Source organism: Streptomyces daqingensis (assembly GCF_014645895.1).
Classification (GTDB): Bacteria; Actinomycetota; Actinomycetes; order Streptomycetales; family Streptomycetaceae; genus Streptomyces; species Streptomyces daqingensis.
The window spans coordinates 231,594-253,817 of record NZ_BMMP01000005.1 but is presented as its reverse complement, the minus strand read 5'-3'; the positions used below and the strand labels follow the sequence as shown (position 1 = coordinate 253,817).

19 protein-coding genes and 2 tRNA genes are annotated in these 22,224 nt (G+C 68.8%); 4 read left to right on the top strand and 17 right to left on the bottom strand.

The genetic code is table 11. From position 1 onward, the window contains the following. Positions 1–2 precede the first annotated feature (2 nt). Positions 3–470 carry a MarR family winged helix-turn-helix transcriptional regulator gene (locus IEY56_RS09760; protein WP_189036732.1) on the bottom strand — a complete coding sequence of 156 codons (468 nt, stop codon included), beginning with the start codon at positions 468–470 and terminating at the stop codon, positions 3–5. 57 nt (positions 471–527) lie between these two features. On the opposite strand from IEY56_RS09760, the gene IEY56_RS09755 reads away from it, so the two are divergent. After that, positions 528–1,115, top strand: a complete 588-nt coding sequence (locus tag IEY56_RS09755; RefSeq protein WP_189036731.1) for an SgcJ/EcaC family oxidoreductase — start codon at positions 528–530, stop codon at positions 1,113–1,115. On the opposite strand, the gene rodA is transcribed toward IEY56_RS09755, so the two are convergent. From rodA to IEY56_RS09710, 9 genes are all read right to left on the bottom strand, one after another. Further along, the gene (gene rodA / locus IEY56_RS09750; protein ID WP_189036730.1) at positions 1,087–2,286 is read right to left on the bottom strand and encodes a rod shape-determining protein RodA; all 1,200 of its coding nucleotides are present in this window, start codon (positions 2,284–2,286) and stop codon (positions 1,087–1,089) included. The genes IEY56_RS09755 and rodA overlap by 29 nt on opposite strands. Beyond that, a complete protein-coding gene (gene mrdA / locus IEY56_RS09745; protein WP_189036729.1) occupies positions 2,283–4,445 on the bottom strand; it encodes a penicillin-binding protein 2 in 2,163 nt (720 codons plus the stop codon). Before mrdA ends, rodA begins: the two co-directional genes overlap by 4 nt. Beyond that, positions 4,442–5,200 (bottom strand): rod shape-determining protein MreD, encoded by a 759-nt coding sequence (gene mreD, locus IEY56_RS09740; protein ID WP_189036728.1) that lies wholly within the window; start codon positions 5,198–5,200, stop codon positions 4,442–4,444. Before mreD ends, mrdA begins: the two co-directional genes overlap by 4 nt. Positions 5,201–5,203: 3 nt before the next feature. Then, on the bottom strand, positions 5,204–6,142 hold the full coding sequence (mreC, locus tag IEY56_RS09735; RefSeq protein ID WP_189036727.1) for a rod shape-determining protein MreC: 939 nt from the start codon (positions 6,140–6,142) through the stop codon (positions 5,204–5,206). Positions 6,143–6,289: 147 nt separating this feature from the next. Further along, on the bottom strand, positions 6,290–7,309 hold the full coding sequence (locus IEY56_RS09730; protein WP_045863550.1) for a rod shape-determining protein: 1,020 nt from the start codon (positions 7,307–7,309) through the stop codon (positions 6,290–6,292). A gap of 303 nt (positions 7,310–7,612) precedes the next feature. Further along, positions 7,613–8,026 (bottom strand): nucleoside-diphosphate kinase, encoded by a 414-nt coding sequence (ndk, locus tag IEY56_RS09725; RefSeq protein WP_189036726.1) that lies wholly within the window; start codon positions 8,024–8,026, stop codon positions 7,613–7,615. A 90-nt stretch (positions 8,027–8,116) separates the two neighbouring features. Continuing rightward, positions 8,117–8,467, bottom strand: a complete 351-nt coding sequence (locus IEY56_RS09720; protein ID WP_189036725.1) for a DUF4233 domain-containing protein — start codon at positions 8,465–8,467, stop codon at positions 8,117–8,119. Next, positions 8,467–10,014, bottom strand: coding sequence for a bifunctional tetrahydrofolate synthase/dihydrofolate synthase (gene folC, locus IEY56_RS09715; RefSeq protein WP_189036810.1), 1,548 nt, complete (start codon positions 10,012–10,014; stop codon positions 8,467–8,469). Before folC ends, IEY56_RS09720 begins: the two co-directional genes overlap by 1 nt. A gap of 210 nt (positions 10,015–10,224) precedes the next feature. Further along, positions 10,225–12,867, bottom strand: a complete 2,643-nt coding sequence (locus IEY56_RS09710; protein ID WP_189036724.1) for a valine--tRNA ligase — start codon at positions 12,865–12,867, stop codon at positions 10,225–10,227. Between the two features lie 161 nt (positions 12,868–13,028). Here IEY56_RS09710 and IEY56_RS09705 point away from each other — a divergent pair, with 161 nt between their 5' ends. Beyond that, complete coding sequence (locus IEY56_RS09705) at positions 13,029–13,964, top strand: hypothetical protein (RefSeq protein WP_189036723.1); 936 nt, start codon at positions 13,029–13,031, stop codon at positions 13,962–13,964. Between the two features lie 78 nt (positions 13,965–14,042). Further along, positions 14,043–14,777 (top strand): hypothetical protein, encoded by a 735-nt coding sequence (locus IEY56_RS09700; RefSeq protein ID WP_189036722.1) that lies wholly within the window; start codon positions 14,043–14,045, stop codon positions 14,775–14,777. A 120-nt stretch (positions 14,778–14,897) separates the two neighbouring features. On the opposite strand, the gene clpX is transcribed toward IEY56_RS09700, so the two are convergent. The 6 genes from clpX to IEY56_RS09670 all read right to left on the bottom strand — a co-directional run bounded on the left by clpX (position 14,898) and on the right by IEY56_RS09670 (position 20,476). Next, complete coding sequence (gene clpX, locus IEY56_RS09695; RefSeq protein ID WP_189036721.1) at positions 14,898–16,184, bottom strand: ATP-dependent Clp protease ATP-binding subunit ClpX; 1,287 nt, start codon at positions 16,182–16,184, stop codon at positions 14,898–14,900. 151 nt (positions 16,185–16,335) lie between these two features. Beyond that, positions 16,336–17,052, bottom strand: a complete 717-nt coding sequence (locus IEY56_RS09690; protein ID WP_229711750.1) for an ATP-dependent Clp protease proteolytic subunit — start codon at positions 17,050–17,052, stop codon at positions 16,336–16,338. A 67-nt stretch (positions 17,053–17,119) separates the two neighbouring features. Then, positions 17,120–17,722 (bottom strand): ATP-dependent Clp protease proteolytic subunit, encoded by a 603-nt coding sequence (locus IEY56_RS09685; protein WP_107068703.1) that lies wholly within the window; start codon positions 17,720–17,722, stop codon positions 17,120–17,122. 232 nt (positions 17,723–17,954) lie between these two features. Continuing rightward, a complete protein-coding gene (gene tig, locus IEY56_RS09680) occupies positions 17,955–19,400 on the bottom strand; it encodes a trigger factor (RefSeq protein ID WP_189036720.1) in 1,446 nt (481 codons plus the stop codon). Between the two features lie 107 nt (positions 19,401–19,507). Beyond that, a tRNA-Pro gene (locus tag IEY56_RS09675) sits at positions 19,508–19,584 on the bottom strand. A gap of 262 nt (positions 19,585–19,846) precedes the next feature. Beyond that, entirely contained in the window at positions 19,847–20,476 is a 630-nt protein-coding gene (locus tag IEY56_RS09670) for a DUF4232 domain-containing protein (protein WP_189036719.1), read from the bottom strand. 866 nt (positions 20,477–21,342) lie between these two features. Between IEY56_RS09670 and IEY56_RS09665 the strand changes: the two genes are divergently transcribed. Then, positions 21,343–21,416 (top strand) — tRNA-Gly (locus tag IEY56_RS09665). 92 nt (positions 21,417–21,508) lie between these two features. On the opposite strand, the gene IEY56_RS09660 is transcribed toward IEY56_RS09665, so the two are convergent. Beyond that, positions 21,509–21,703, bottom strand: coding sequence for a hypothetical protein (locus tag IEY56_RS09660; protein WP_189036718.1), 195 nt, complete (start codon positions 21,701–21,703; stop codon positions 21,509–21,511). Between the last annotated feature and the right edge of the window lie 521 nt (positions 21,704–22,224).

Genomic DNA, 22,224 nt, shown 5'->3' with positions numbered 1-22,224 from the left:
CCTCAGGCCCGCCCCTTCAGGCGGGCCGTCTGCTCCTCCTGGACGCGGCGGGCAGTCTCCAGGAATTCGCCGATGAGCGCGAGTTGGTCCGCGTCGTAGTCACGCAGCGCCGACCTCCCGGCCTCGCCGACCGGTCCGTACACCTCGCGCTCAGCAGTGCGGGCGGCCTCGGTCGCGGCGACGAGGACGCGGCGGCGGTTGGCCCCGTCCCGGCTGCGGGTGACATAGCCGACGCGCTCGAGGCGGTCGATCACGGACGTCGTCGCGGCGGGGCTGAGCCGTGCCGCGACGCTCAACTCCCCCGCGGACAACGACCCCCCGGCCAGGATCAGATCGAGGCAGCGCAGGTCGGTGCGGTTCACTCCCAGACGGGCGGCCGCGGCTTCGTCGAAGACGTCGAAGCTCTGCTGCAGCAGCCTCATCCGCCTGGCCACATCACGGGCCGCCTCGTCCGACGCATATTTCTGCATTCGAATCTTTCTGTTATCGTAAATTTCGGTGAGCGAAACAATAACGGAAGGGACCTCATGCCTACCAGCGAAGAAGAGATCACTCAGCTGTTCCGGCGCTTCATGCAGGCTTGGACAGACAACGACGCCGCCGCGTTCGGTGCCTGCTTCACCGCGGATGCCGACTACGTCTCCTACGACGGCACCCGCGCGTGCGGCCGGAAGGCGCTGCAGGACAACCACGACCGGCTCTTCCGCGGCGTGCTGGCCGGCTCCGCGCTCGTCGGCGACCTGGAGTCCGTCCGCCACCTCACGGAAGACGTCGCCGTCGTCCACGGAACGGCGTCGGTACTGATGCCCTGGCGGTCGCGGCTGCCGAGGCGACGGCTGTCGCGCCAGACGCTCACCGTCGTGCGGACAGAGCAGGGGTGGCGGATCTCGGCCCTCCACAACGGGCGCGTACGCCCGGTGACCATCCCCGGGCCCCGTGCCTTCCCGTCGCGCATGTCCCACGCTATGAGCCGGACAGGCCGCTGGCTGGGGACGGGCACCGGAAGCCGCGCAAAGGACGGCGGCGGCGCCACCCCCACACCACGGGGGACCACAGCCGGAACGTCCGCGGGGACGGCGGCCGCCGCTATGCCGAGACGGGACGCTGCACTCTGATCGACTGCAGCAGCCCCAGCGCGATCCACACCGCGAACATCGACGTACCGCCGTAGGAGACGAACGGCAGCGGCAGCCCCGCGACCGGCATGATGCCCAGCGTCATCCCGATGTTCTCGAACGACTGGAACGCGAACCAGGCGATCACGCCCGCGGCGACGATCGTGCTGTACAGCTCCGTCGACTCCCGCGCGATGCGGCAGGCCCTCCAGATCAGCACGCCCAGCAGGAAGATGATCAACGCGCCGCCCAGGAAGCCCAGTTCCTCCCCCGCGACGGTGAAGACGAAGTCGGTCTGCTGCTCGGGGACGAACTGGCCGGTCGTCTGCGAGCCCTTGAAGAGGCCCTTGCCGGTGAGCCCGCCGGAACCGATGGCGATACGCGCCTGATTGGTGTTGTACCCGACACCCGCCGGGTCGAGCGCGGGGTTGGCGAAGGCGGCGAAGCGGTTGATCTGGTACTGGTCGAGCAGCCCGAGCGCCCACACCAGAACGGCCCCGCTCGCGCCCGCCACGCACAGTCCGACGATCCAGCGGTTGGACGCCCCGGACGCGAGCAGCACGCCCAGCACGATCATCACCAGGACCATCACCGAACCGAGGTCCGGCATCAGCACGATGATCAGGATTGGTGCGGCCGCCAGACCCAGCGCCTGGAGCACGGTGCGGTGGTCGGGATGCTCCCTGTCCCCCGCGTCCACCTTCGCGGCCAGGAGCATCGCCATGCCCAGGACCATCGTGATCTTGATGAACTCCGCGGGCTGCAGCGAGAACCCGCCGCCCAGGTGGAGCCACGCGCGCTGTCCGTTGATCGTCGCGCCCAGCGGGGTGAGCACCAGCAGGGCCAGCAGGACCGAGGCCCCGTAGAGGAACGGCACGGCCCCCCGCAGGCGCCTGTGCCCGACCCACACCGTCAGCGCCATCAGCAGCACGCCGACGACAAGGCTGAGGGCGTGCCGGGTCAGAAAGTAGTACGGGTCCCCGTGGTTGAGGTCGGTGCGGTTGCGCGTGGCGGACCACACCAGCAGCGAACCCACGACGGACAGCGCCACCCCGGACAGCACCATCACCCAGTCCAGCCGCCAGACCGCGGAGTCGCGGGCGGTCAGCTTGACCCATGCCGAACGCTTCTGCGGGCCGTATCCCCCGAGGGAGTACGAGTGCGTGCTCATCCAGCGGCTCCCGCGTCCGGTGCGCCGGCGACGGCCCGCTTCGCACGCTCCTTGAACTTGTCGTCGTGCCGGGCCTCGATGTTGCCGTGCTCGTCGACCTTCGGAAGGTCCTTCTCCGGGTGGGGCAGCAGCGCGCTGTCCTTGTCGATCTCACCCTTCGAGTCGACGCCGTAGATCGCGTTGTAGATGTTGCGCACGGCCGGACCGGAGGCCCCGGAGCCCGTACCGCCCTGGGAGATCGTCATCACGATCGTGTAGTCCTTGGTGTACGTCGAGAACCAGGACGTCGTCTGTTTGCCGGCGACCTCGGCCGTACCCGTCTTGGCGTGCATCTTGATCTTGTCCTGGGGCCATCCGGCGTCGCCGAACCGCCAGGCCGCCGTGCCGCGTTCGGCGACACCGGCGAGTGCCGCGTCCATCTTCTTCAGCGTCTTCTTGCTCACCGGCAGCTTGCCGTGCGACTTCGGCTCGATCTCCTTTATGGCCTTGCCGTCCGGGCTCATCGTGGCCTTGCCGAGCGTCGGGTCGAGCAGCGTGCCGCCGTTGGCGATCGCCGCGTAGATGGTCGCCATCTGGATCGGCGTGACGAGGGTGTCGCCCTGCCCGATCGAGTAGTTGACGCTGTCGCCGGCGCGCATCTTCATGCCGGAGACGCAGTTCTCCTTGGCGATCTTGTCGGCGTAGGACTTGGGGTTCTTGGCCTGCTTGCACCAGGCGTCCTTGTTCGCCTCCCAGTAGTCCTTCTTCCACTGGCGGTCGGGAACGCGGCCGGTGACCTCGTTGGGAAGGTCGACGCCGGTCTCCTTGCCGAGGCCGAACTCGTGCGCGATCTTGTAGAACCAGTCCTTGGTGTCCTTCTTCGGCTTGTTCCCGCCGTCCTTCAGCCACTGCTTGTAGGCCAGGTCGTAGAAGACGGTGTCGCAGGAGACCTCGAGCGCCCGCCCCAGGTTGATCGTGCCGTGGCTCTCGGACTCGTAGTTCTTGAAGACCTGACCGCCGACGCTGTACGAGGACGAGCAGTCGTAGTTGCCGTCGAACTTGTTGCCCGCCTTCACCGCGGCGGCAGTGGAGATCACCTTGAAGACCGAACCAGGGGCCGACAGCCCCTGGATGGAGCGGTTCAGCAGCGGATAGTTCGACTTCTTGCCGGTGAGCTTCTTGTACTGGCCGCCGGAGATCCCGCCAACCCACGCGTTGGGGTCGTAGTCGGGGTTGGACGCCATCGCGACCACGCGGCCGGTCTTGTTCTCCATGACGACGGCAGCGCCTGCGTCGGCCTTGTAGTTCCTGTTCGTGTTGTCGTCGTGCTGCTTGCGGGCGTTCTTCATCGCCGTCAGCAGCTCCCGCTCGGTGACCGCCTGCACCCGGGAGTCGATGCTCGTCACCAGACTCGAACCGGGCTTCGCCTTGTCGCTCTTGGCCCGGCCCATGACGCGTCCGAGGTTGTCCACCTCGTAGCGCGTCACACCGGAACTGCCGCGCAGCATGCTGTCGTAGGTGCGCTCGAGACCGGAGCGGCCGATCTCGTCCGAGGAGAGGAACGGCGAATCGGTGTCCTTCGCCTTCTCGATCTCCTCGTCGGTGACCGGCGAGAGGTAGCCGAGCACCTGTGACGTGCCCGCCCCGTAGGGAGCGGGATACCGGCGTACCGCGGTGGGTTCGGCGGTGATGCCCGGGAAGTCCTCCGCGCGCTCGCGGATCTGGAGGGCCTGCTGCGTGGTCGCTTCGTCGGTGACCGGGATGGGCTGGTAGGGCGAACCGTTCCAGCACGGCTGCGGCGTCTCCGCGTCACACAGCCGCACCTTCTCCTGCACCGTCTTCGGGCTCATGTCGAGGACGCCGGCGAGCCGGGTGAGCACGGCCTTCCCACTGTCGTCCATCTTCATCAGCTCGGTGCGGGAGGCGGAGACCACCAGACGCGTCTCGTTGTCGGCGATGGGCACGCCCCTGGCGTCCAGGATGGAGCCGCGCGTGGCGGGCTGCACGACCTGCTGGACGTGGTTGCCCGCCGCCTCCTTCTGGTACTCCTCGCCGTTGCGGACCTGGAGATACCACAGGCGTCCGCCGAGAGTGAGCAGCAGCGACATGACGAGGATCTGGATGGCGACGAGCCGGATGTTCACGCGGTGAGTGCGCCCGGTCTCCGGAAGGTTGCTCACAGCCGTTTGACCCCCTTGATCTTTCCGCCCTTGCCCTTCCGTCCCGGCCGGTCCAGCAGGCTGCCCCGCTGGATCCCCATCCGGACCGCCTTGCCGTTGCGTGCGTTGCGTACCGTGCCGCCGTTGCGGCCCTTGCCGAAGAGGCTGCCGCTGCCGCCGATCTGCAGTCCGGTTCCCGAACTGAGCCAGCCGTAGGCCGCCTTGTCGCCTCTGCCCATGCTTCCCACGCCCGACGCGTCGGACGTGATCGGTGCCCGCTCGGTGCGCCGGGCCAGCCACATGAGGGCCGGGACGACGAACGGCGCGAGCAGCAGGTCGTAGAGAGTGGCGGTCAGCAGCAGCGGGAGGAGCCCGACCCGGCCGGCGGCGGTGTCGCCGACGAGCGTGCCGACGCCCGCGTACAGCAGCGTGGAACTGACCGCGGCGCTGGCGACGACGAGCATCGGCACCGTCGCCGAGCGGTGCTGTCCGTTGTCCGGCTTGGTCAGGCCGGCGGCGTAGCCGATGACGCACAGCACGAGCGCGTAGCGCCCCACGGCGTGCTCGGCGGGAGGCGCGAGGTCGGCGAGGAGCCCGCCCGCGAAGCCCGTGAGCGCGCCCGCCGTGTGGCCGTACACCATCGCGAGCCCCAGCACGACCAGCAGCAGCAGATCGGGTACGGCGCCAGGCAGTTGCAGCCTCGCGAGCACACTCACCTGGACGATCAGTGCGCCGGCGACGAGGACGGCCGAGAGCAGAATCCGGTTGAGGTGCATCGGTCAGCTCCTGGATGCCGAGGCGCTGGGGCTCGGGGTCTTGGTGACGGTCACCGTGGGGGCGGGCTTGGGCTTGGCGGGCTTGTTGGCGTCCAGCACCTCGTCACGCGGGTCCTCGCGCGGAGGCTTGACGACCACGCCGACGATGTCGAGCTTGCTGAAGCCGACGAACGGCCGGACGCTGACGCTCCGGGTGAGGTCGCCGCCGGTCCGGTCCACCTTGGTGACCTCGCCCACCGGCACGCCGGGGACGAACGGCTTGTTGTCGCGGGAGCCGAAAGTCACTATCCGGTCGCCCTTCTTCACCTCCGACTTGCCGTTGAGGAGCTGCACGCTCATCTGGTCGCCCCCGCGACCGGTGGCGAAGCCCAGTTCGCTGCTCTTCTCCATCCGCGTACCGACGGAGAAATCGGGGTCGTTGGCGAGGAGCACGGTCGCCGTGGACGGGCCCACCGTGGTCACGCGGCCCACCAGACCGTCGCCGTTGATGACCGTCATGTCGCGGACGAGCCCGTCGGAACGGCCGGCGTCGATTGTGACGGTCCACGAGAAGCCCTGCGCGGCACCGATGCCGATGACCTGGGCGCCCTTGATGCCGTAGCCGCCGGCGCCGGCCGTCTTCAGCAGCCTGTCGAGCTCCTTGGAACGCGCACGGTGCCGGTCGTCCGAGCCCAGCTCCTGCTTCAGCCGCGCGTTCTCCGCCTCGAGACGGCTTATACGGTCGTGCCGCACACCGGAGTCGCGGACCGCGGCGATGGAGTTTCCCACGGGGTCGACGGCCGCCGACACTCCGTTCTCCACAGGCCCGAACGCTGAGGCGGCGACTCGCCGCGCGCTGTCCATCGGAGACTGCTCGCCCTTCCTGATGTCCACCGTGATCAGCGCGAACGCGATGGCGATCAGAAGGACGAGCAGCAGCCGGCTCTCTCGGGTGTCCCTCACGTGCGGCGGCCGTGCCTTTCCCTCAGTCAGTCGGACCGGTTCTCGTACCGGAGCCGTCGAACTCCGGCCCCGGTACGTTCAACGATCCGCTGTGCGGACTGGTGGTGCTTCATGCGGAGGACCGCACGGCAGACCGTTGTGTTCAGCTCATCGCCGCGGCTGGGAGTCGAGCACCTGCTGCAGCGCCTCGAACTCCTCGACGCACTTGCCGGAGCCCAGAGCGACGGAGTCCAGCGGGTCCTCGGCGATGTGGATCGGCATGCCCGTCTCGCTGCGGAGCCGTTCGTCCAGACCGCGCAGCAGCGCACCGCCGCCGGTGAGCACGATCCCGCGGTCCATGACGTCTCCGGACAGCTCCGGCGGGCACTTGTCGAGCGTGGTCTTCACCGCGTCGACGATGGCGTTGACCGGCTCCTCCATGGCCTTGCGCACCTCCGCGGCCGAGATGACGACCGTCTTGGGGAGGCCACTGACCAGGTCGCGCCCGCGGATCTCGGTGTGCTCGTCCTTCTCCAGCGAGTGCGCGGAGCCGATGGTGATCTTGATGCTCTCGGCGGTGCGCTCGCCGAGCAGGAGGCTGTACTCCTTCTTGATGTGCTGGATGATCGCGTTGTCCAGCTCGTCACCCGCGACGCGGATCGACTGCGCCGTGACGATGCCGCCGAGCGAGATCACAGCCACCTCGGTGGTGCCGCCGCCGATGTCGACGACCATGTTGCCGGTGGCCTCGTGCACGGGGAGCCCGGAACCGATCGCCGCGGCCATCGGCTCCTCGATGATGTGCACCTGCCGGGCGCCCGCCTGCGTGGACGCCTCGATCACGGCACGGCGCTCGACGCCGGTGATACCGGAGGGCACGCAGATGACGACGCGCGGACGCGCGAGATAACGGCGCTTGTGGATCTTGAGAATGAAGTAACGGAGCATCCGCTCCGTGATCTCGAAGTCGGCGATGACGCCGTCCTTCAGGGGACGCACAGCCACGATGTTGCCGGGGGTGCGGCCGATCATCTTCTTCGCCTCGGCGCCGACCGCCAGGATGCCCCCGGTGTTGGTGTTGATGGCGACGACCGACGGCTCGTTGAGGACGATCCCGCGACCCCTGACGTACACCAGCGTGTTGGCGGTCCCGAGGTCGACAGCCATATCACGGCCGATGAACGACATGTTGTTCGCCATAGGATGCGTCTGGCCTTCCAACTGGAGCGATGTATGTGGGAGGACGGCAGGAGAGGGTGTCCGCGCTAACGCTGTGGAGACGCGAGGTTCCATCGTAGACGCGGTCACTCGAACACGTAGCAAGGGTGTCCCGCCATTGTCGGCGCAACAGCCGTCGTCCCTGTAATCAGTGACGTCGTGTCGGGGTGATGCGTTCCCAGCAACACCGCCGCATATGCCGAAGGGCGACCGGAAATTGTCGGTCGCCCCAGGTCATCAGGGCATTGACGACTGATGATGCGTCAGCAGAGGTTAGCTAAAGTCCGGGAAAAAAATCTTCAACTCGCGCTCCGCGGACTCTTCGGAGTCGGAGGCGTGAATCAGATTTTCCCGCACGATCGTGCCGAAGTCGCCCCGAATGGAGCCCGGTGCTGCGGCAATCGGGTCCGTCGGCCCCGCCAGCGCCCGCACGCCCTCGATGACGCGCTCGCCCTCGACCACGAGCACGACGGAGGGACCGGACTGCATGAACTCCACGAGCGGCTCGTAGAAGGGCTTGCCGACGTGCTCCGCGTAGTGCTGCTCCAGGGTCTCCTTCTCCAGAGTGCGCAGTTCCAGCGCCGCGACCTTCCAGCCGGCTTTGCTCTCGATACGGCCCAGAAGTTCACCGATGAGGCCACGGCGTACGGCGTCGGGCTTGAAAAGGACGAGTGTGCGCTGGCTCATGGCGGGGGCTCCTTGAGAAAGCGGTACTGCGGAGATGCGGTACAGCGGTTTGCGGGTGAGCAGAGGTTACACGGACGGCGACGGGGACCGTCACGCAGTGTCAGGTTCGCTGCCGAGACCGGCGCGGGCCGCCTTCGCCTCGTCCACTTTTCTTCCGAAATGCACGGACGCCCACCACAGTCCGGCGAAGCAGGCGCCGAGGAAGAACATCGTCGGAACGACGAATCCCGAGATCACGAGAGTCAGTTGCAGCGCCCAGCCGAGCTGCACACCACCCTTTCGGGTCAGCATTCCGCACAGCAGGAGGCACAGGAGCATCGCTGTGCCCGAGACCGACCAGACAGTCGCAGCGGTCAGATCGCTCGTACGCATCGCGACGAGACCGGCGAAGCCGATCACGAAGAACTCGCCCAGCAGCGTGCTCGCGCAGAGAGTGCGCACTAGCGGTCCCTCCCCAGCAGGAGCCGGGCCTCGCCGGCGGTGATGACCGACCCCGTGACCAGCACGCCCGCCCCGGCGTACTCGCCCTCGCCCTCCGCGAGGGTGATCGCCTCCTCCAGCGCGCTGTCGAGTCGCGGCTCGACCTGCACGCGGTCCTCGCCGAAGACCTCGACGGCGACGGCGGCCAGGGCGTCGACGTCCATCGCCCGATGGGTGGAGTTGCGGGTCACGACGACCTCGGCGAAGACCGGTTCGAAGGCCTCCAGCAGGCCCTTCACGTCCTTGTCGTTGCTCGGCCCCACGACACCCACGAGGTGGCTGAAACTGAACGCCTCACCGACGGCCTCGGCGGCGGCCCGCGCACCGGCCGGGTTGTGGGCGGCGTCGAGGACGATGGTGGGGCTCGTACGGACGACCTCGAGACGGCCGGGCGAGGAGACGGAGGCGAACGCCTGGCGGACGATGTCCGCGTCGAGCGTGCGGCCCCCGCCCTCCCGGGCGCCGACGCCGAAGAACGCCTCGACCGCGGCCAGCGCGACGGCCGCGTTGTGCGCCATGTGCGCGCCGTGCATCGGCAGGAACAGCTCCGGATACTCGCCGCCCAGACCGCGCAGCGTGATCAGCTGCCCGCCGACGGCCACCTCACGTGAGACCACACCGAACTCGAGACCCTCGCGGGCCACCGTGGCGTCCACCTCGACGGCGCGCTTCAGCACCACCGAAGCCGCCTCGACGGGCTGCTGGGCAAGCACCACCGTCGCGCCCTGCTTGACGATCCCGGACTTCTCCCCCGCGATCTTCTCCGGGGTGTCGCCGAGACGGGCCACGTGGTCGAGGGAGATGGGCGTGACGACGGAGACACCGGCGTCGATGACGTTCGTGGCGTCCCAGGTGCCGCCCATGCCCACCTCGACGACCGCGACGTCCACAGGGGCGTCGGCGAAGGCCGCGTAGGCCATGCCGGTCAGGACCTCGAAGAAGGACAGGCGGTACGACTGCTGCGTGTCGACCATGTCGACGAACGGCTTCACGTCCTGGTACGTCTCGACGAAGCGCTCGGCGGGGAGGGGCGCCCCGTCCACGCTGATGCGCTCGGTGATCGACTGGACGTGCGGCGAGGTGTAGCGGCCCGTACGCAGGTCGAAGGCGCTCAGCAGGGCCTCGATCATCCGCGCGGTACTGGTCTTGCCGTTGGTGCCGGTGATGTGGATGGACGGGTAGGTGCGCTGCGGCTCGCCCATGACGTCCATCAGCGCCGCGATGCGCTGCACCGAGGGGTCGAGTTTGGTCTCCGGCCAGCGAGTGGCCAGTTCGGCCTCGACCTCGCGCAGCTCCCGGTCCGTCTCGGGGTCCTCGGGACGCCCGGGGACGACGTCGGCCTGCGGCGGACCCGCCTGCGCGCGGAGGGTGCGGCTGCCCGCCTCGATGACGGCGAGATCCGGGTCCCGGTCCGTCTCCGCCCCGACGATCTCCTCGAAATCGGAGGGCTCGGACGGGTCTGGCTGCTCGGACGGCTCGCTGCCCGGGAGTCCGGGGAAGCCGGGGATGCCGGGAGCCTCCCGGTCGGGGTCGTCGCCGGGGCCGTTCTCGGGGGGCTGGGGCTGGTCACTCACGCGGCCAGTCTACGTAGGGCCCGCGGGCGCCCCGAACCGCGGCCGGTGCCGCCCCGCCGCCTGGAGCGGAGGGGACGGCACCGTGGCTGCCCCGGGCACGAAGGCCGGGGCAGCGATGCCCCCGCCGCGCCCCGGCCGCGGGCGTCAGGACGCCGGGAGCTGCTCCAGCTGCCGCTGGAGGCGGGCGATGTCGGACTCGGCCGTGCTGCGGCGCTCGCGGATCTTGGCGACCACCTGCTCCGGGGCCTTCGCGAGGAAGCCCTCGTTCTCCAGCTTGGCCGTCGTCTGGCGCAGCTCCTTCTCGGCGGCACCGAGGTCCTTCGTCAGCCGCTTGCGTTCCGCTTCGACGTCGATGACGCCCGAGAGGTCCAGCTCCACCGTGGCGCCCGCGACCGGGAGCGAAGCCGTGGCGTGGAAGCCCTCGCCGGGCGGCTGCAGCCGCAGCAGCTGCCGGATCGCGGCCTCGTGCGGCCCCAGGGCCGTGCCGTCCAGCGACAGCCTGGCCGGGACGCGCTGCCCCGGCTGGAGGCCCTGGTCGGCGCGGAAGCGCCGGACCTCCGTGACCGTCTGCTGGAGCGTGGCGATCTCGCGCTCGGCCTCCGCGTCACGGAAGCCCGAGTCGGACGGCCAGGACGCGACGACGACGGACTCCCCGCCCGTCAGCGTCGTCCACAGCGACTCGGTGACGAACGGGACCACCGGGTGCAGCAGGCGCAGCATGACGTCCAGGACCTCGCCCAGGACGCGGCGCGAGACCTCCGCCGGGCGGCCGCCGGCGGCGAAGGTCGTCTTGGACAGCTCGACGTACCAGTCGAAGACCTCGTCCCACGCGAAGTGGTAGAGGGTGTCGGAGAGTTTGGCGAACTGGTAGTCGTCGTAGTACCCGTCGGCCTCGGTGACGACCGAGTTGAGGCGGGAGAGGATCCAGCGGTCGGTGGCCGACATCTCCGAGGCGTCCGGCAGCGGGCCCTCGACGGTGGCGCCGTTCATCAGCGCGAAGCGCGTGGCGTTCCAGATCTTGTTGGCGAAGTTGCGGGACGCCTTGACCCAGTCCTCGCCGATCGGCACGTCCGTACCGGGGTTGGCGCCGTTGGCGAGGGTGAAGCGGAGGGCGTCCGAGCCGTACTCCTCCATCCAGTCCAGCGGGTCCACGACGTTGCCGAAGGACTTCGACATCTTCTTGCCGTGGGCGTCGCGGACCAGGCCGGTGAGCGCGATGGTGTGGAACGGGGCGACGCCGTCCATCGCGTAGAGGCCGAACATCATCATCCGGGCGACCCAGAAGAAGATGATGTCGTGGCCCGTCAGCAGCACGTCCGTCGGGTAGAACTTCGCCAGGTCCTGGGTCTGTTCGGGCCAGCCGAGCGTGGAGAAGGGCCACAGGCCCGAGGAGAACCACGTGTCGAGGACGTCCGGGTCCTGTGTCCAGCCCTCGCCCGCCGGGGGCTGCTCGTCGGGCCCGAGGCAGCGGACCTCGCCGTCCGGGCCGTACCAGACCGGGATGCGGTGGCCCCACCACAGCTGCCGGGAGATGCACCAGTCGTGCATGTTGTCGACCCAGTCGAAGTAGCGGGCCGACATCTCCGCGGGGTGGATCTTGACGCGTCCGTCCCGGACCGCGTCGCCCGCGGCCTGCGCCAGCGGGCCGACCTTGACCCACCACTGCATGGACAGCCGCGGCTCGACGGTGGTGCTGCAGCGGGAGCAGTGGCCGACGCTGTGCGTGTACGGGCGCTTCTCCGCCGTGATGCGGCCCTGCTCCCGGAGCGCGGCGACGATCGACGAGCGCGCCTCGAAGCGGTCCAGGCCCTGGAAGGGGCCGTGGGCGGTGATCACGCCGCGTTCGTCCATGACGGTCAGCGAGGGGAGATCGTGCCGCTGCCCGATCGCGAAGTCGTTCGGGTCGTGCGCCGGGGTGACCTTGACGGCGCCGGAGCCGAACTCCGGGTCGACGTGCTCGTCGGCGACGACGGGGATGGCGCGGTCCGTGAGCGGGAGCTTGACCGTCCGGCCGAGCAGGTGTGCGTACCGCTCGTCGTCCGGGTGCACGGCCACGGCGGTGTCGCCGAGCATCGTCTCGGCGCGGGTGGTCGCCACGACCACGGAGTCCTCGCCCTCGCCGTAGCGGATCGAGACCAACTCGCCGTCGTCGTCCTGGTGTTCCACCTCGATGTCGGAGATGGCGGTGAGGCACCGGGGACACCAGTTGATGATGCGCTCGGCGCGGTAGATCAGCCCGTCCTCGTACATGCGCTTGAAGACGGTCTGGACCGCGCGGGAGAGGCCCTCGTCCATCGTGAAGCGCTCGCGCGTCCAGTCGACGCCGTCGCCGAGGCGGCGCATCTGGCCGAGGATCTTGCCGCCGTACTCCTCTTTCCACTGCCAGACGCGCTCGACGAACGCCTCACGCCCCAAGTCCTGCCGGGACTTGCCCTCTTCGCCGAGCTGCTGCTCCACCTTGTTCTGGGTGGCGATGCCCGCATGGTCCATGCCGGGCAGCCACAGCGACTCGTAGCCCTGCATGCGCTTCCTGCGCGTGAGGGCGTCCATCAGCGTGTGCTGGAAGGCGTGGCCGAGGTGGAGGGAGCCCGTGACGTTCGGAGGCGGGATGACGATCGTGTACGGCTGCTTCTCGCTCTTCGGGTCCGCCTCGAAGTAACCGCGCGCTACCCAGCGCTCGTACAGCTCCCCTTCCACCTCGGCCGGTGCGTACTGCGTCGGCAGGTCTGCTGGGGCTGCTGCGTTGGGCCCGCGGGAGTCCGGGCGCTGCTGAGGGTTCTCGGTCACGGCGGCAGTCTACGGGCGCCAATGTCCCAGTCTCGAATCGGTTTGGGGTCCGGTGGGAGCACTGTCGGCGGCGTCCGCGAGGATGTAGCCAGCGCCGCGTAAGTGCGTCCACAGCAAAGAACATCGGTGCGACGCACATCACAACGGAGGGGATGCGCCGCATGAGTTTCAACCAGCCCGGCCCTTACGGGCAGCAGCCGCCACCGCCCGGCCCGTACGGCCAGCCGCCGCAGGGCCCGAACCCGTACGCCCAGGGCGGTCCCGCCGCGCCGGGGCAGCCCGGTCCCGGCTACCCGCAGCAACCGCCGGGCCAGCAGGGGCCGTACGGCCAGCCCGGCCCCTACGGTCAGCCCGGCGCTTACGGCCAGCAGGGCATCCCGGGGATGCCCATGCCCCCGGAGGGCGGCAGCAAGACGGGCAGGACCGTGGCCATCGTGGTGGGCTCCCTCGTCGTCGTGGGCGCGGTCATCGGAGGCTTCGTGCTGTTCGGGACGGGCGGCGGCTCCGTCGGCGGCGACGGGAAGAAGTACAAGCTGACGTCGCCCGCGACGGTGGCGACCGAGTACCAGAAGCAATCGCTGGCGGGCGGCACGGACGACCTCAGCGCCTCGGACCTCTCCGAGTTCGAGAAGGCCGGCGTCGCCAAGCCGCAGAGCGCTCACGGCTCGTACAAGGCGGGCAGCGGCACGGCCGTGAAACAGCTCAACTTCCGCGGCGTATGGGGCGATATCGAGGACCCCGAGGCGACCGTCGACACGGCCTTCGCGATGATGGCCGAGGAGTCCGAGAAGGACTCCGAGAGCTCCGGCAACAAGGCCGAACTGGAGGGCGAGCCCGAGACGCTGGAGCCCGCCGGCCTCGAAGACGCCGTCATGAAGTGCCAGATGGTCAAGGTCTCGCTGGGCTCCGGCACCTCCAGCCCGAGTGGCGTGTCCGACCTCGAGGCCCCGCTGTGCATGTGGGGGGACAACAGCACGGTGGCGATGGTCTCCGCACAGGACTCGGCGGCGGTGCTGACGGGCAAGGGCATGACGTTGGAAGAGGCCGCGGAGCTGGCCACGAAGCTGCGCGACGACGCGCGCGTCGAGATCAGGTAATTCTCAGGTCAGGTGGAACGGGGCGCCCGGCAAGACTCCGCCGGGCGCCCTTCGCAGGAATGATGGAGGCCCCCCACGATGAGTGACAGCCGTACCGGCGCGAACGGCGAGCCGGTCGACCCCGCACAGCCGGACCAGCCCGACCGGCCCGCGGCCCGACAGCCGGAGCCCCAAGGGCAGCCGGGCGCACCGGATTCAGGCGCGAAGCGCGGCAACGGCCGGATCATGGCCATCGCCGCGGGTGCGCTGGTACTGGTGGGCGCAGCGATCGGCGGTGTCGTCCTGTTCAACCCGGGTGCCGACACCAAGTACGAACTGACGACGCCCAAGACGCTCGCCGGGGAGTACGAGCGCGACGGCGAGGGCCAGAAGGGCGACGGCAGGGCCTTCGGGAAGAAGAAGGTCCCGGGGATGGAGAGCAGCGCGGACGTCAGCGCCGAGTACAAGGCGGGCACGACGAAGAAGCTCCAGCTCGGCGGCGCGTACGGCTCGGTCCAGAACCCGGAGAAGGCCGTCGACTGGGTCTTCGAGCAGTCCGGCAAGTCGCTGAAGACCGAGACCGGCGCCAAGACCAAGGGCAAGCTCGAGACGTTCAGCCCCGCCGGCTTCGACGGTGACGTGCTCAAGTGCCGCGAGTACAGGATCTCCAGCATGAGCCTGGCCATGTGCGGCTGGGCGGACGCGAGCACCGTGGGCACGGTGACGTCGATGAACCTGACGAGCGACGGCACTTCGACCCTCCCGGTGAACCTGGAGAAGTCCGCGGAGCTGGTCGCGGAGGTGCGCAAGGAGGCGCTCGTCGAGCAGAAGTGAGCGCCGGGCGCGACCGGGCCGGGTCCGTCGTCGTGATCGCGCCGCTACGGAAGCGAGGAGGGGTGGGCGGCGGTCTGCCGGTCACCCCTCCTCGCTGTAGCGGACATTCGCCGCGGACGGTCAGGCGCTCTTCTCGTGCCGCTCCTGGTCGTTGTTGCGGGCGCGCGGCACCAGAGTCGGGTTCACGTTCGAGTGGACGACCTCTTCGGTGATCACGACGCGCTCCACGTCCTTGCGTGAAGGCACCTCGTACATCACCGACATCAGGACCTCTTCCATGATGGCGCGGAGACCGCGCGCACCCGTGCCCCGCAGGATCGCCTGGTCGGCGATGGCCTCCAGCGCGGGACGGTCGAACTCCAGCTCCACGCCGTCGAGTTCGAAGAGGCGCTGGTACTGCTTGACGAGCGCGTTGCGCGGCTCCATCAGGATCTGCAGGAGCGCCTCGCGGTCGAGGTTGTGGACGCTCGTCATCACCGGGAGCCGGCCGATGAACTCCGGGATCATCCCGAACTTCACCAGGTCCTCCGGCATGACGTCCTCGAACTGGTTGCTGTTCTCGAGCTCGCGCTTGGAGCGGATCGTGGCGCCGAAGCCGATGCCCTTCGCTCCCGCACGGGACTCGATGATCTTCTCCAGGCCGGCGAAGGCGCCGCCGACGATGAACAGCACGTTCGTGGTGTCGATCTGGATGAACTCCTGGTGGGGGTGCTTCCGTCCGCCCTGCGGCGGGACCGAGGCGGTGGTGCCCTCCAGGATCTTCAGCAGGGCCTGCTGGACACCCTCGCCGGAAACGTCGCGAGTGATCGACGGGTTCTCGCTCTTACGGGCGACCTTGTCGATCTCGTCGATGTAGATGATCCCGGTCTCGGCCTTCTTGACGTCGTAGTCCGCCGCCTGGATCAGCTTGAGCAGGATGTTCTCGACGTCCTCGCCGACGTACCCCGCCTCCGTCAGCGCCGTCGCGTCCGCGATGGCGAAGGGGACGTTGAGCATGCGGGCGAGCGTCTGCGCGAGCAGCGTCTTGCCGGAGCCGGTCGGGCCGAGAAGGAGGATGTTGGACTTCGCCAGCTCGATGCCGTCGTCCCGGCCCTGGGAGCCGCCGTTCTCGCCCGCCTGGACGCGCTTGTAGTGGTTGTACACCGCCACCGAGAGGGCCTTCTTGGCGGCCTCCTGGCCGACCACGTACCCCTCGAGGAACTCCGAGATCTCACGCGGCTTGGGAAGCTCGTCCCAGCGCACCTCGGAGGACTCGGCGAGCTCCTCCTCGATGATCTCGTTGCACAGGTCGATGCACTCATCGCAGATGTACACGCCTGGGCCTGCGATCAGCTTCTTGACTTGCTTCTGGCTCTTTCCGCAGAACGAGCACTTGAGCAGATCGCCGCCATCACCGATGCGTGCCACGAGGTGCTTCCCCTTCGCCTGGGACCGGACCGTCAGCTATGACGGTCCGTGGTACGTGCTCTACGACGGTACCTTGCCGGGCCGCCGAATTGGGCCCCCCTCGGACCGACAGGTGGACGCGGCCCGAGGGGGTGGGTGACGCGGGGACGGGTCAGACGCCCATCCCGACCGAGGACTTGCGGGTGGAGACGATCTGGTCGATCAGTCCGTACTCCAGCGACTCCTCAGCGGTGAGGATCTTGTCCCGCTCGATGTCGTCGCGGATCTTCTCGATCTCCTTGGTGGAGTGCTTCGCCAGCATCTCCTCCAGCTGCACGCGCATCCGCTGGATCTCGTTCGCCGCGATCTCCAGGTCGGAGACCTGGCCCCGGCCCGTCTCGCTGTAGGGCTGGTGGATCAGGATGCGGGCGTTGGGCAGCGCCATCCGCTTACCGGGCGTACCGGCGGCGAGCAGCACGGCGGCGGCGGAGGCCGCCTGGCCCATGCAGACCGTCTGGATGTCGGGCTTCACGAACTGCATCGTGTCGTAGATCGCGGTCAGCGCCGTGAAGGAGCCGCCCGGGGAGTTGATGTAGAGCGAGATGTCCCGGTCGGGGTCCATCGACTCCAGGCACAGCAGCTGCGCCATGATGTCGTTCGCCGAGGCGTCGTCGATCTGGACGCCCAGGAAGATGACCCGCTCCTCGAAGAGCTTCGCGTATGGGTCGTACTCGCGGACGCCCTGGGACGTGCGCTCCACGAAGCGGGGGACGATGTAACGGGAGTCGGGGGTGGGGCCCGTGTAGCGGCCTTCGGAGGCGTAAGCGCTCTCCGCGCCGGTGAGTCCGCTGCGGCCGGGCAGCCCGGGCAGTCCGGGAAGATTGGTCATCGAAGCCTCCTGGTGATGGGCTGACTGCGGTAGTGCTGTTGAGCCTGCGGTCGTCGTGCGGCGCGGCTCACGCGCCCGTACCGCCGCCGCCCGGAAGCTGGGCCGCCCTGCCGTACACCTCGTCGATCAGGCCGTACTCCTTGGCCTCCTCGGCGGAGAACCAGCGGTCGCGGTCGGCGTCCCGGGTCCACTGCTCGATCGTCTGGCCGGTGTGCTGTGCGGACAGCTCCGCCATCTTCTTCTTCGTACGCAGAAGCTGCTCGGCGTGGATCTTGATGTCCGAAGCGGAACCGGCCAGCCCCGCGGAGGGCTGGTGGATGAGGATGTCCGCGTTCGGAAGCGCGAAACGCTTGCCCGGGGTGCCGGCGCTCAGCAAGAACTGGCCCATCGAGGCGGCGAGGCCCATGGCGATGGTGACCACGTCGTTCTTGATGTACTGCATGGTGTCGTAGATCGCCATGCCCGCCTGGATCGATCCGCCGGGGCTGTTGATGTAAAGGAAGATGTCCTTGTCCGGGTCGGCGGCAAGGAGCAGCAACTGAGCGGTGATCTGGTTGGCGATCTCGTCGTCCACGGGCTGCCCGAGGAAGATGATCCGCTCGTTGAGCAGCCGGTTGTAGACCTGGTCGCCGAGGCCACCACCAAGGTGCTCAGCGGCGGCGGAAGGCATCGGAAGCGTCACGTGTCCACCTGCTCGTGTCCGGACGGCCGCACGAGGCGTGCCGTCACTGGGGTCTTCGTGTACTTGGGACCCTAACGCGCACCACCGGCAGCGCCATCCCGCAGCTGGAGCTGTTCGCTGTGAGCGCAGGTCCGTGGGGCTGTGGGGCGCCGGTGCGGCGCGGGCGAGGGGCCGCCCCCGTTGCCGTGGGACGGCCCCTCAGAAGTGCTGCGCGGCAGGCTCAGTCCTCGGACTTCGCCGGCTTCTCCGAGCTCTCCCCGGAGGCCTCAGCGGCCTCCTCCGACGAGCCTTCCGACGCCTCGGCGGGAGCGTCCTCGGAGCCGCTCTCGGCGTCCACCGTCTCGGCCGTCTCGTCCTCGTCGTCGAGGTCGACGGTCTCGCCGTTGGTGTCCGTGACCGTGACGGCCTCGACCACGTGCGCCAGCGCCTTGCCGCGGGCGACCTCGCCGACGAGCATCGGCACCTGGCCGCCCTCGACGACCGCCTGGGCGAACTGGTCGGGGCTCATGCCGGAGGACTGGGCACGGCGCATCAGATGCTCCGTCAGCTCTTCCTGACTGACGTTGAGCTTCTCGGTGCTGACGAGCTCGTCGAGGACGAACTGCGTGCGGATGCCCTTCTCCGCCTGCTCCTTGAGCTCGGCGTCGAAGTCCTCCTCCGTCTTGTCCTGCATCTGCAGGTACGTCGCCAGGTCGAGGCCCATCTGACCGAGCTGGTGGTTGATCAGGTTGTGCTTGCGGGTGCTGACCTCCTCCTCGAGGAGCTTGTCCGGCACCGGCACGTCACAGAGGGCGAGGAGGGCGTCGAGCACCTTCTCCTGCGCCTCGGTGGCCTGCTCGTACTTCTTCTGCTGGCCGAGGCGCTTGCGGCTGTCCTCGCGGAGCTCGCCGATGGTGTCGAACTCGCTGGCCATCTGCGCGAAGTCGTCGTCCAGCTCGGGCAGTTCGCGGGCGGAGACGCTCTCGACCTTCACCGAGACCTCGGCCTCGCTGCCGGCGGCGGAGCCGCCCTTGAGCTCGGAGGTGAAGGTGGCGGTGCCGCCGGCCTCCAGGCCCGTGACGGCGTCGTCGATGCCGTCGAGGAGCTCGCCGGAGCCGATCGTGTAGTCGACGCCCTGCGCCACGCCGTCCTCGAGGACCTCGCCGTCGACCTTGGCCTCCAGGTCGACCTTCACCACGTCGCCCTCGGCGGCTGCGCGCTCGACGACGGAGGTGGAGGCGAAGCGCTCACGGAGCTGCTCGACGGCCTTGTCCACCTCTTCGTCGCTGACCTCGACAGCATCGACCTCGACCTCGATGCCCGAGTAGTCCGGGATCTCGATCTCGGGACGGATGTCGACCTCGGCGGTGAAGGCGAGCAGCTCGTTGTCCTTGAGGTCGGTGATGTCGACCTCGGGCTGGCCGAGCGGATTCAGCTCCCCCTCCTCGACAGCCGACTGGTACAGCTTCGGAAGCGCGTCGTTGACGGCCTCCTCCAGCACAGCGCCGCGGCCGAAGCGCTGGTCGATCACCCGGGCCGGGATCTTGCCCTTGCGGAAACCGGGCACGGTCACCTGCTGGTTGATCTTCTTGTACGCCGCGTCGAGGCTGTCCTTGAGCTCCTCGAAGGGCACCTCGACTGTGAGCCGAACCCGGGTGGGGTTCAGGGTCTCCACGGCGCTCTTCACGGTCGGTCTCCTTGGGGCTGACTGCTGGGATTGACGATCTACTGGGGCGCCCCGTATACGACTCGGGATCCGGACAGGACACAGGCACGCGCGGGATTCATAGTACGTGGTCGGGGTGGCCGGATTCGAACCGACGACCTTCCGCTCCCAAAGCGGACGCGCTACCAAGCTGCGCCACACCCCGTCGGTGCGACACGTAGGGTACATGGACTTCTCCGCCGCCCCGGCCAGTTCTCGCGCGAGGCCGAGGTCAGAGCGGGTTCGCGCGAGACCCCGTGCTCAAAGCGGCAGGGGCCTCGTGCTCGCCGGGGCAGGGCGAGCCGACGCGGCAGCCGGTCAAGGCGGACATCGGCGCACAGGACGGGCCCCGCCGCCGGCGCGACGGGGCCCGATTCCCTGATCCCGGGTCCGGGACCGTACTGCTGGAGTCCGCTGACGTGTGCGGGTCAGCCGCCCTGGCCGATGCCGCCGGGCTTTCCGACCGTCACCGCAGAGCCGGAGCCGTCGGTGACGGGAAGGGTGCCGCCGCCGGGCCAGTCGAGGTTCACCGACTTCGTCTCGTTCGGCGGGGTCACCACCAGCCCCGTGATGCTGACGCCCGAGCCGCCCGAGTCGTTGACCGGGTAGTCGACGGCGAAGAACGTCGACTTGCCGTCCTTGAGGACGAAGGAGTCGGCCCCCTCGCCGGCGCGCTTCGCGGACAGCGTTCCCTCGCTGGTCTTCAGGTCGACGCCCGCGTAGCCGGAGATCGCGCAGTCCCGGCCCCCGCCGTTCTTCAGCTCGACCGCGACGGTGCCCTTGGAGTTGCTGGAGTCGGTGACGTCCTTAGCCGTGATCTCCAGCTCGTCGGTGCGGCACTTGCCCGCCTCGCCGCTGTCGCCGGAGCCGGACGCTGACGCGCTCGAGCTGTCCTCTCCCGCGCCCTTCCCCCCGTCCGACGCCGACGAGCCGGACGAGCCGGCGGACGAGGAGTCCTGCGCGGCGTCCGGTGCAGGGTCCTCGCACGCCGTCATCAGCGCGGCGCAGCCGACGAGGACTGCGGAGACGAGGAATGCCTTGCGGCGGTGTACGGACATGGTTCCCCCTGGTGTTCGGCGGCCGAAGCTACAGCCGCCCGGGTCTCGGTGATTGCGTGATCACCATGGCAGGGCCGCGCCCCCCCGGAGACAGCCCAGTCGTCGTTCCACGACACCGTTGTCACCGCCCGGTGACACGGTCACGGGGAGACGGTCACGAGGAAACGGACAGCGGCCGCGCGGTACGTCCCGTTCGGTTCTCCGGCAGGTCCAGGGGCCGCCGCCCCATGCCGTCAGCGGCCAGCCGTCTCCTCGTCTTCCGTCCGGTCCGCGACGTCCGGCTGCTCACGCGTGAGCCAGGCGCAGAGGCCTGCGGCGCCCGTACGATTCAGGCACCTCGGCCGGTCGCTCCTCCTCGCTGGCCCCGGACATCGCGAAGTGGAGAAGTTTGGGGCGATTCGATGCGCGGGGGCGCGCAGCCGGGCAGGGAGTCGCAGCGCTGATAGAGGATGAAGGAGTCGCCCCTCTCACCACGGTGAGGCCGAGGGCGACCGGGCCGGACGCACCAAGCGCCAGCGGGACCAGCCAACGTCGGTGGCGGATCGAGGAAGAAGACCTGCACCGTCACGTCCGGATCGGGAAGTACAGCGCGCCGAACGCCGAAGCCGAGAGGAACAGCGGCCCCGAGCGCGTCCGGCGGACCCGGCCGGCTCGGAGCCCGTGCCGGCTCCGGACACCCTCCGCTCCCTGTTCGGGCAGGTCACAGCGCGCTTCAACTGCGTGAGCAGCAGGTCAGAATAGTGCGCCGGGTGAACATGCATTACGATGCAGTCCGTGCCGCTCTGACGGATGCCCCGGCTTCGCCCGGGCCGCCCGGATCGCCCCTTCCAGGGCGTATGATCACCGGGTCTCCGTAAGAGGCGCTCGCGGGCGTAGCTCAATGGTAGAGCCCTGGTCTTCCAAACCAGCTACGCGGGTTCGATTCCCGTCGCCCGCTCCACACATGCCGAACGGCCCGTCCCCCGAGTGGGGCCGGGCCGTTCGGCATGTCCGGGACGTGCCACGACGGAACCGCCGCGGCACAGGCGACCGCTAGAAGTTGATCTGGTTGACCATGTCCGCCAACGAGTTCATGAACCGGTTGATGGACGGCGCCATGCCGGTCGAAGCCAGGAAGAAGCCGAAGAGCACCGCGACGACGGCGGGTCCCGCTTTCATCGAGCCACCCCTGATCATCACCACCAGGATGACTGCCAACAGCAGCACCACAGACAGTGAAATGGCCACAACTGATCACACCCTTGCGGTCGGAAAGCTTCACCGGCCAAGGGGCACATCGCCACCACCGCCCCCGCCGCTCACCATCGTGCCACCAAGTCACCAGCGGGTGGAGCCGAGTGACGAATCATCGGCCAACGCCCTTGCCGGGTCACTGCGTTCCTCCCCCGTGCACACATCGCCTACACACGGACGGAACGCCCACGCCCAGGGCGCCCGGCGACGCGGACCGCATTACGCACGGTAATTCCGGACCCCACGGGCCGATCAATGCGGTGCGCAGGGAAAATCCAACATGTGCAAGAGAAGGGGGCTTCGGGCGGCACGTCGGGGCTGAATTTCGGCGAGCGCGCACGGCACTGTGGAGTCGATCACAGAACAGCCTTCACAGGGGTTCCACATGCATGGTGAACAAGCCCCGCACGGGCACTGAAACAAGCCCCGAGGAGCCCCGCAAGCCCCCTTCGGAGAGGGTTCATATCGGACATAGTGCATCAAAAGCACACCCCTGGGCGGGGGTTGACGGTGAT

What these genes read in the sequence shown, in the direction of transcription:
- IEY56_RS09690 (WP_229711750.1), bottom strand. Translation starts at nt 17,052, where the DNA reads ATGACCAATCTTCCCGGACTGCCCGGGCTGCCCGGCCGCAGCGGACTC.
- IEY56_RS09705 (WP_189036723.1), top strand. Translation starts at nt 13,029, where the DNA reads ATGAGTTTCAACCAGCCCGGCCCTTACGGGCAGCAGCCGCCACCGCCC.
- mreD (WP_189036728.1), bottom strand. Translation starts at nt 5,200, where the DNA reads ATGCACCTCAACCGGATTCTGCTCTCGGCCGTCCTCGTCGCCGGCGCA.
- ndk (WP_189036726.1), bottom strand. Translation starts at nt 8,026, where the DNA reads ATGAGCCAGCGCACACTCGTCCTTTTCAAGCCCGACGCCGTACGCCGT.
- IEY56_RS09760 (WP_189036732.1), bottom strand. Translation starts at nt 470, where the DNA reads ATGCAGAAATATGCGTCGGACGAGGCGGCCCGTGATGTGGCCAGGCGG.
- IEY56_RS09700 (WP_189036722.1), top strand. Translation starts at nt 14,043, where the DNA reads ATGAGTGACAGCCGTACCGGCGCGAACGGCGAGCCGGTCGACCCCGCA.
- IEY56_RS09670 (WP_189036719.1), bottom strand. Translation starts at nt 20,476, where the DNA reads ATGTCCGTACACCGCCGCAAGGCATTCCTCGTCTCCGCAGTCCTCGTC.
- IEY56_RS09730 (WP_045863550.1), bottom strand. Translation starts at nt 7,309, where the DNA reads ATGTCGTTCATCGGCCGTGATATGGCTGTCGACCTCGGGACCGCCAAC.
- IEY56_RS09685 (WP_107068703.1), bottom strand. Translation starts at nt 17,722, where the DNA reads ATGCCTTCCGCCGCCGCTGAGCACCTTGGTGGTGGCCTCGGCGACCAG.
- rodA (WP_189036730.1), bottom strand. Translation starts at nt 2,286, where the DNA reads ATGAGCACGCACTCGTACTCCCTCGGGGGATACGGCCCGCAGAAGCGT.
- IEY56_RS09755 (WP_189036731.1), top strand. Translation starts at nt 528, where the DNA reads ATGCCTACCAGCGAAGAAGAGATCACTCAGCTGTTCCGGCGCTTCATG.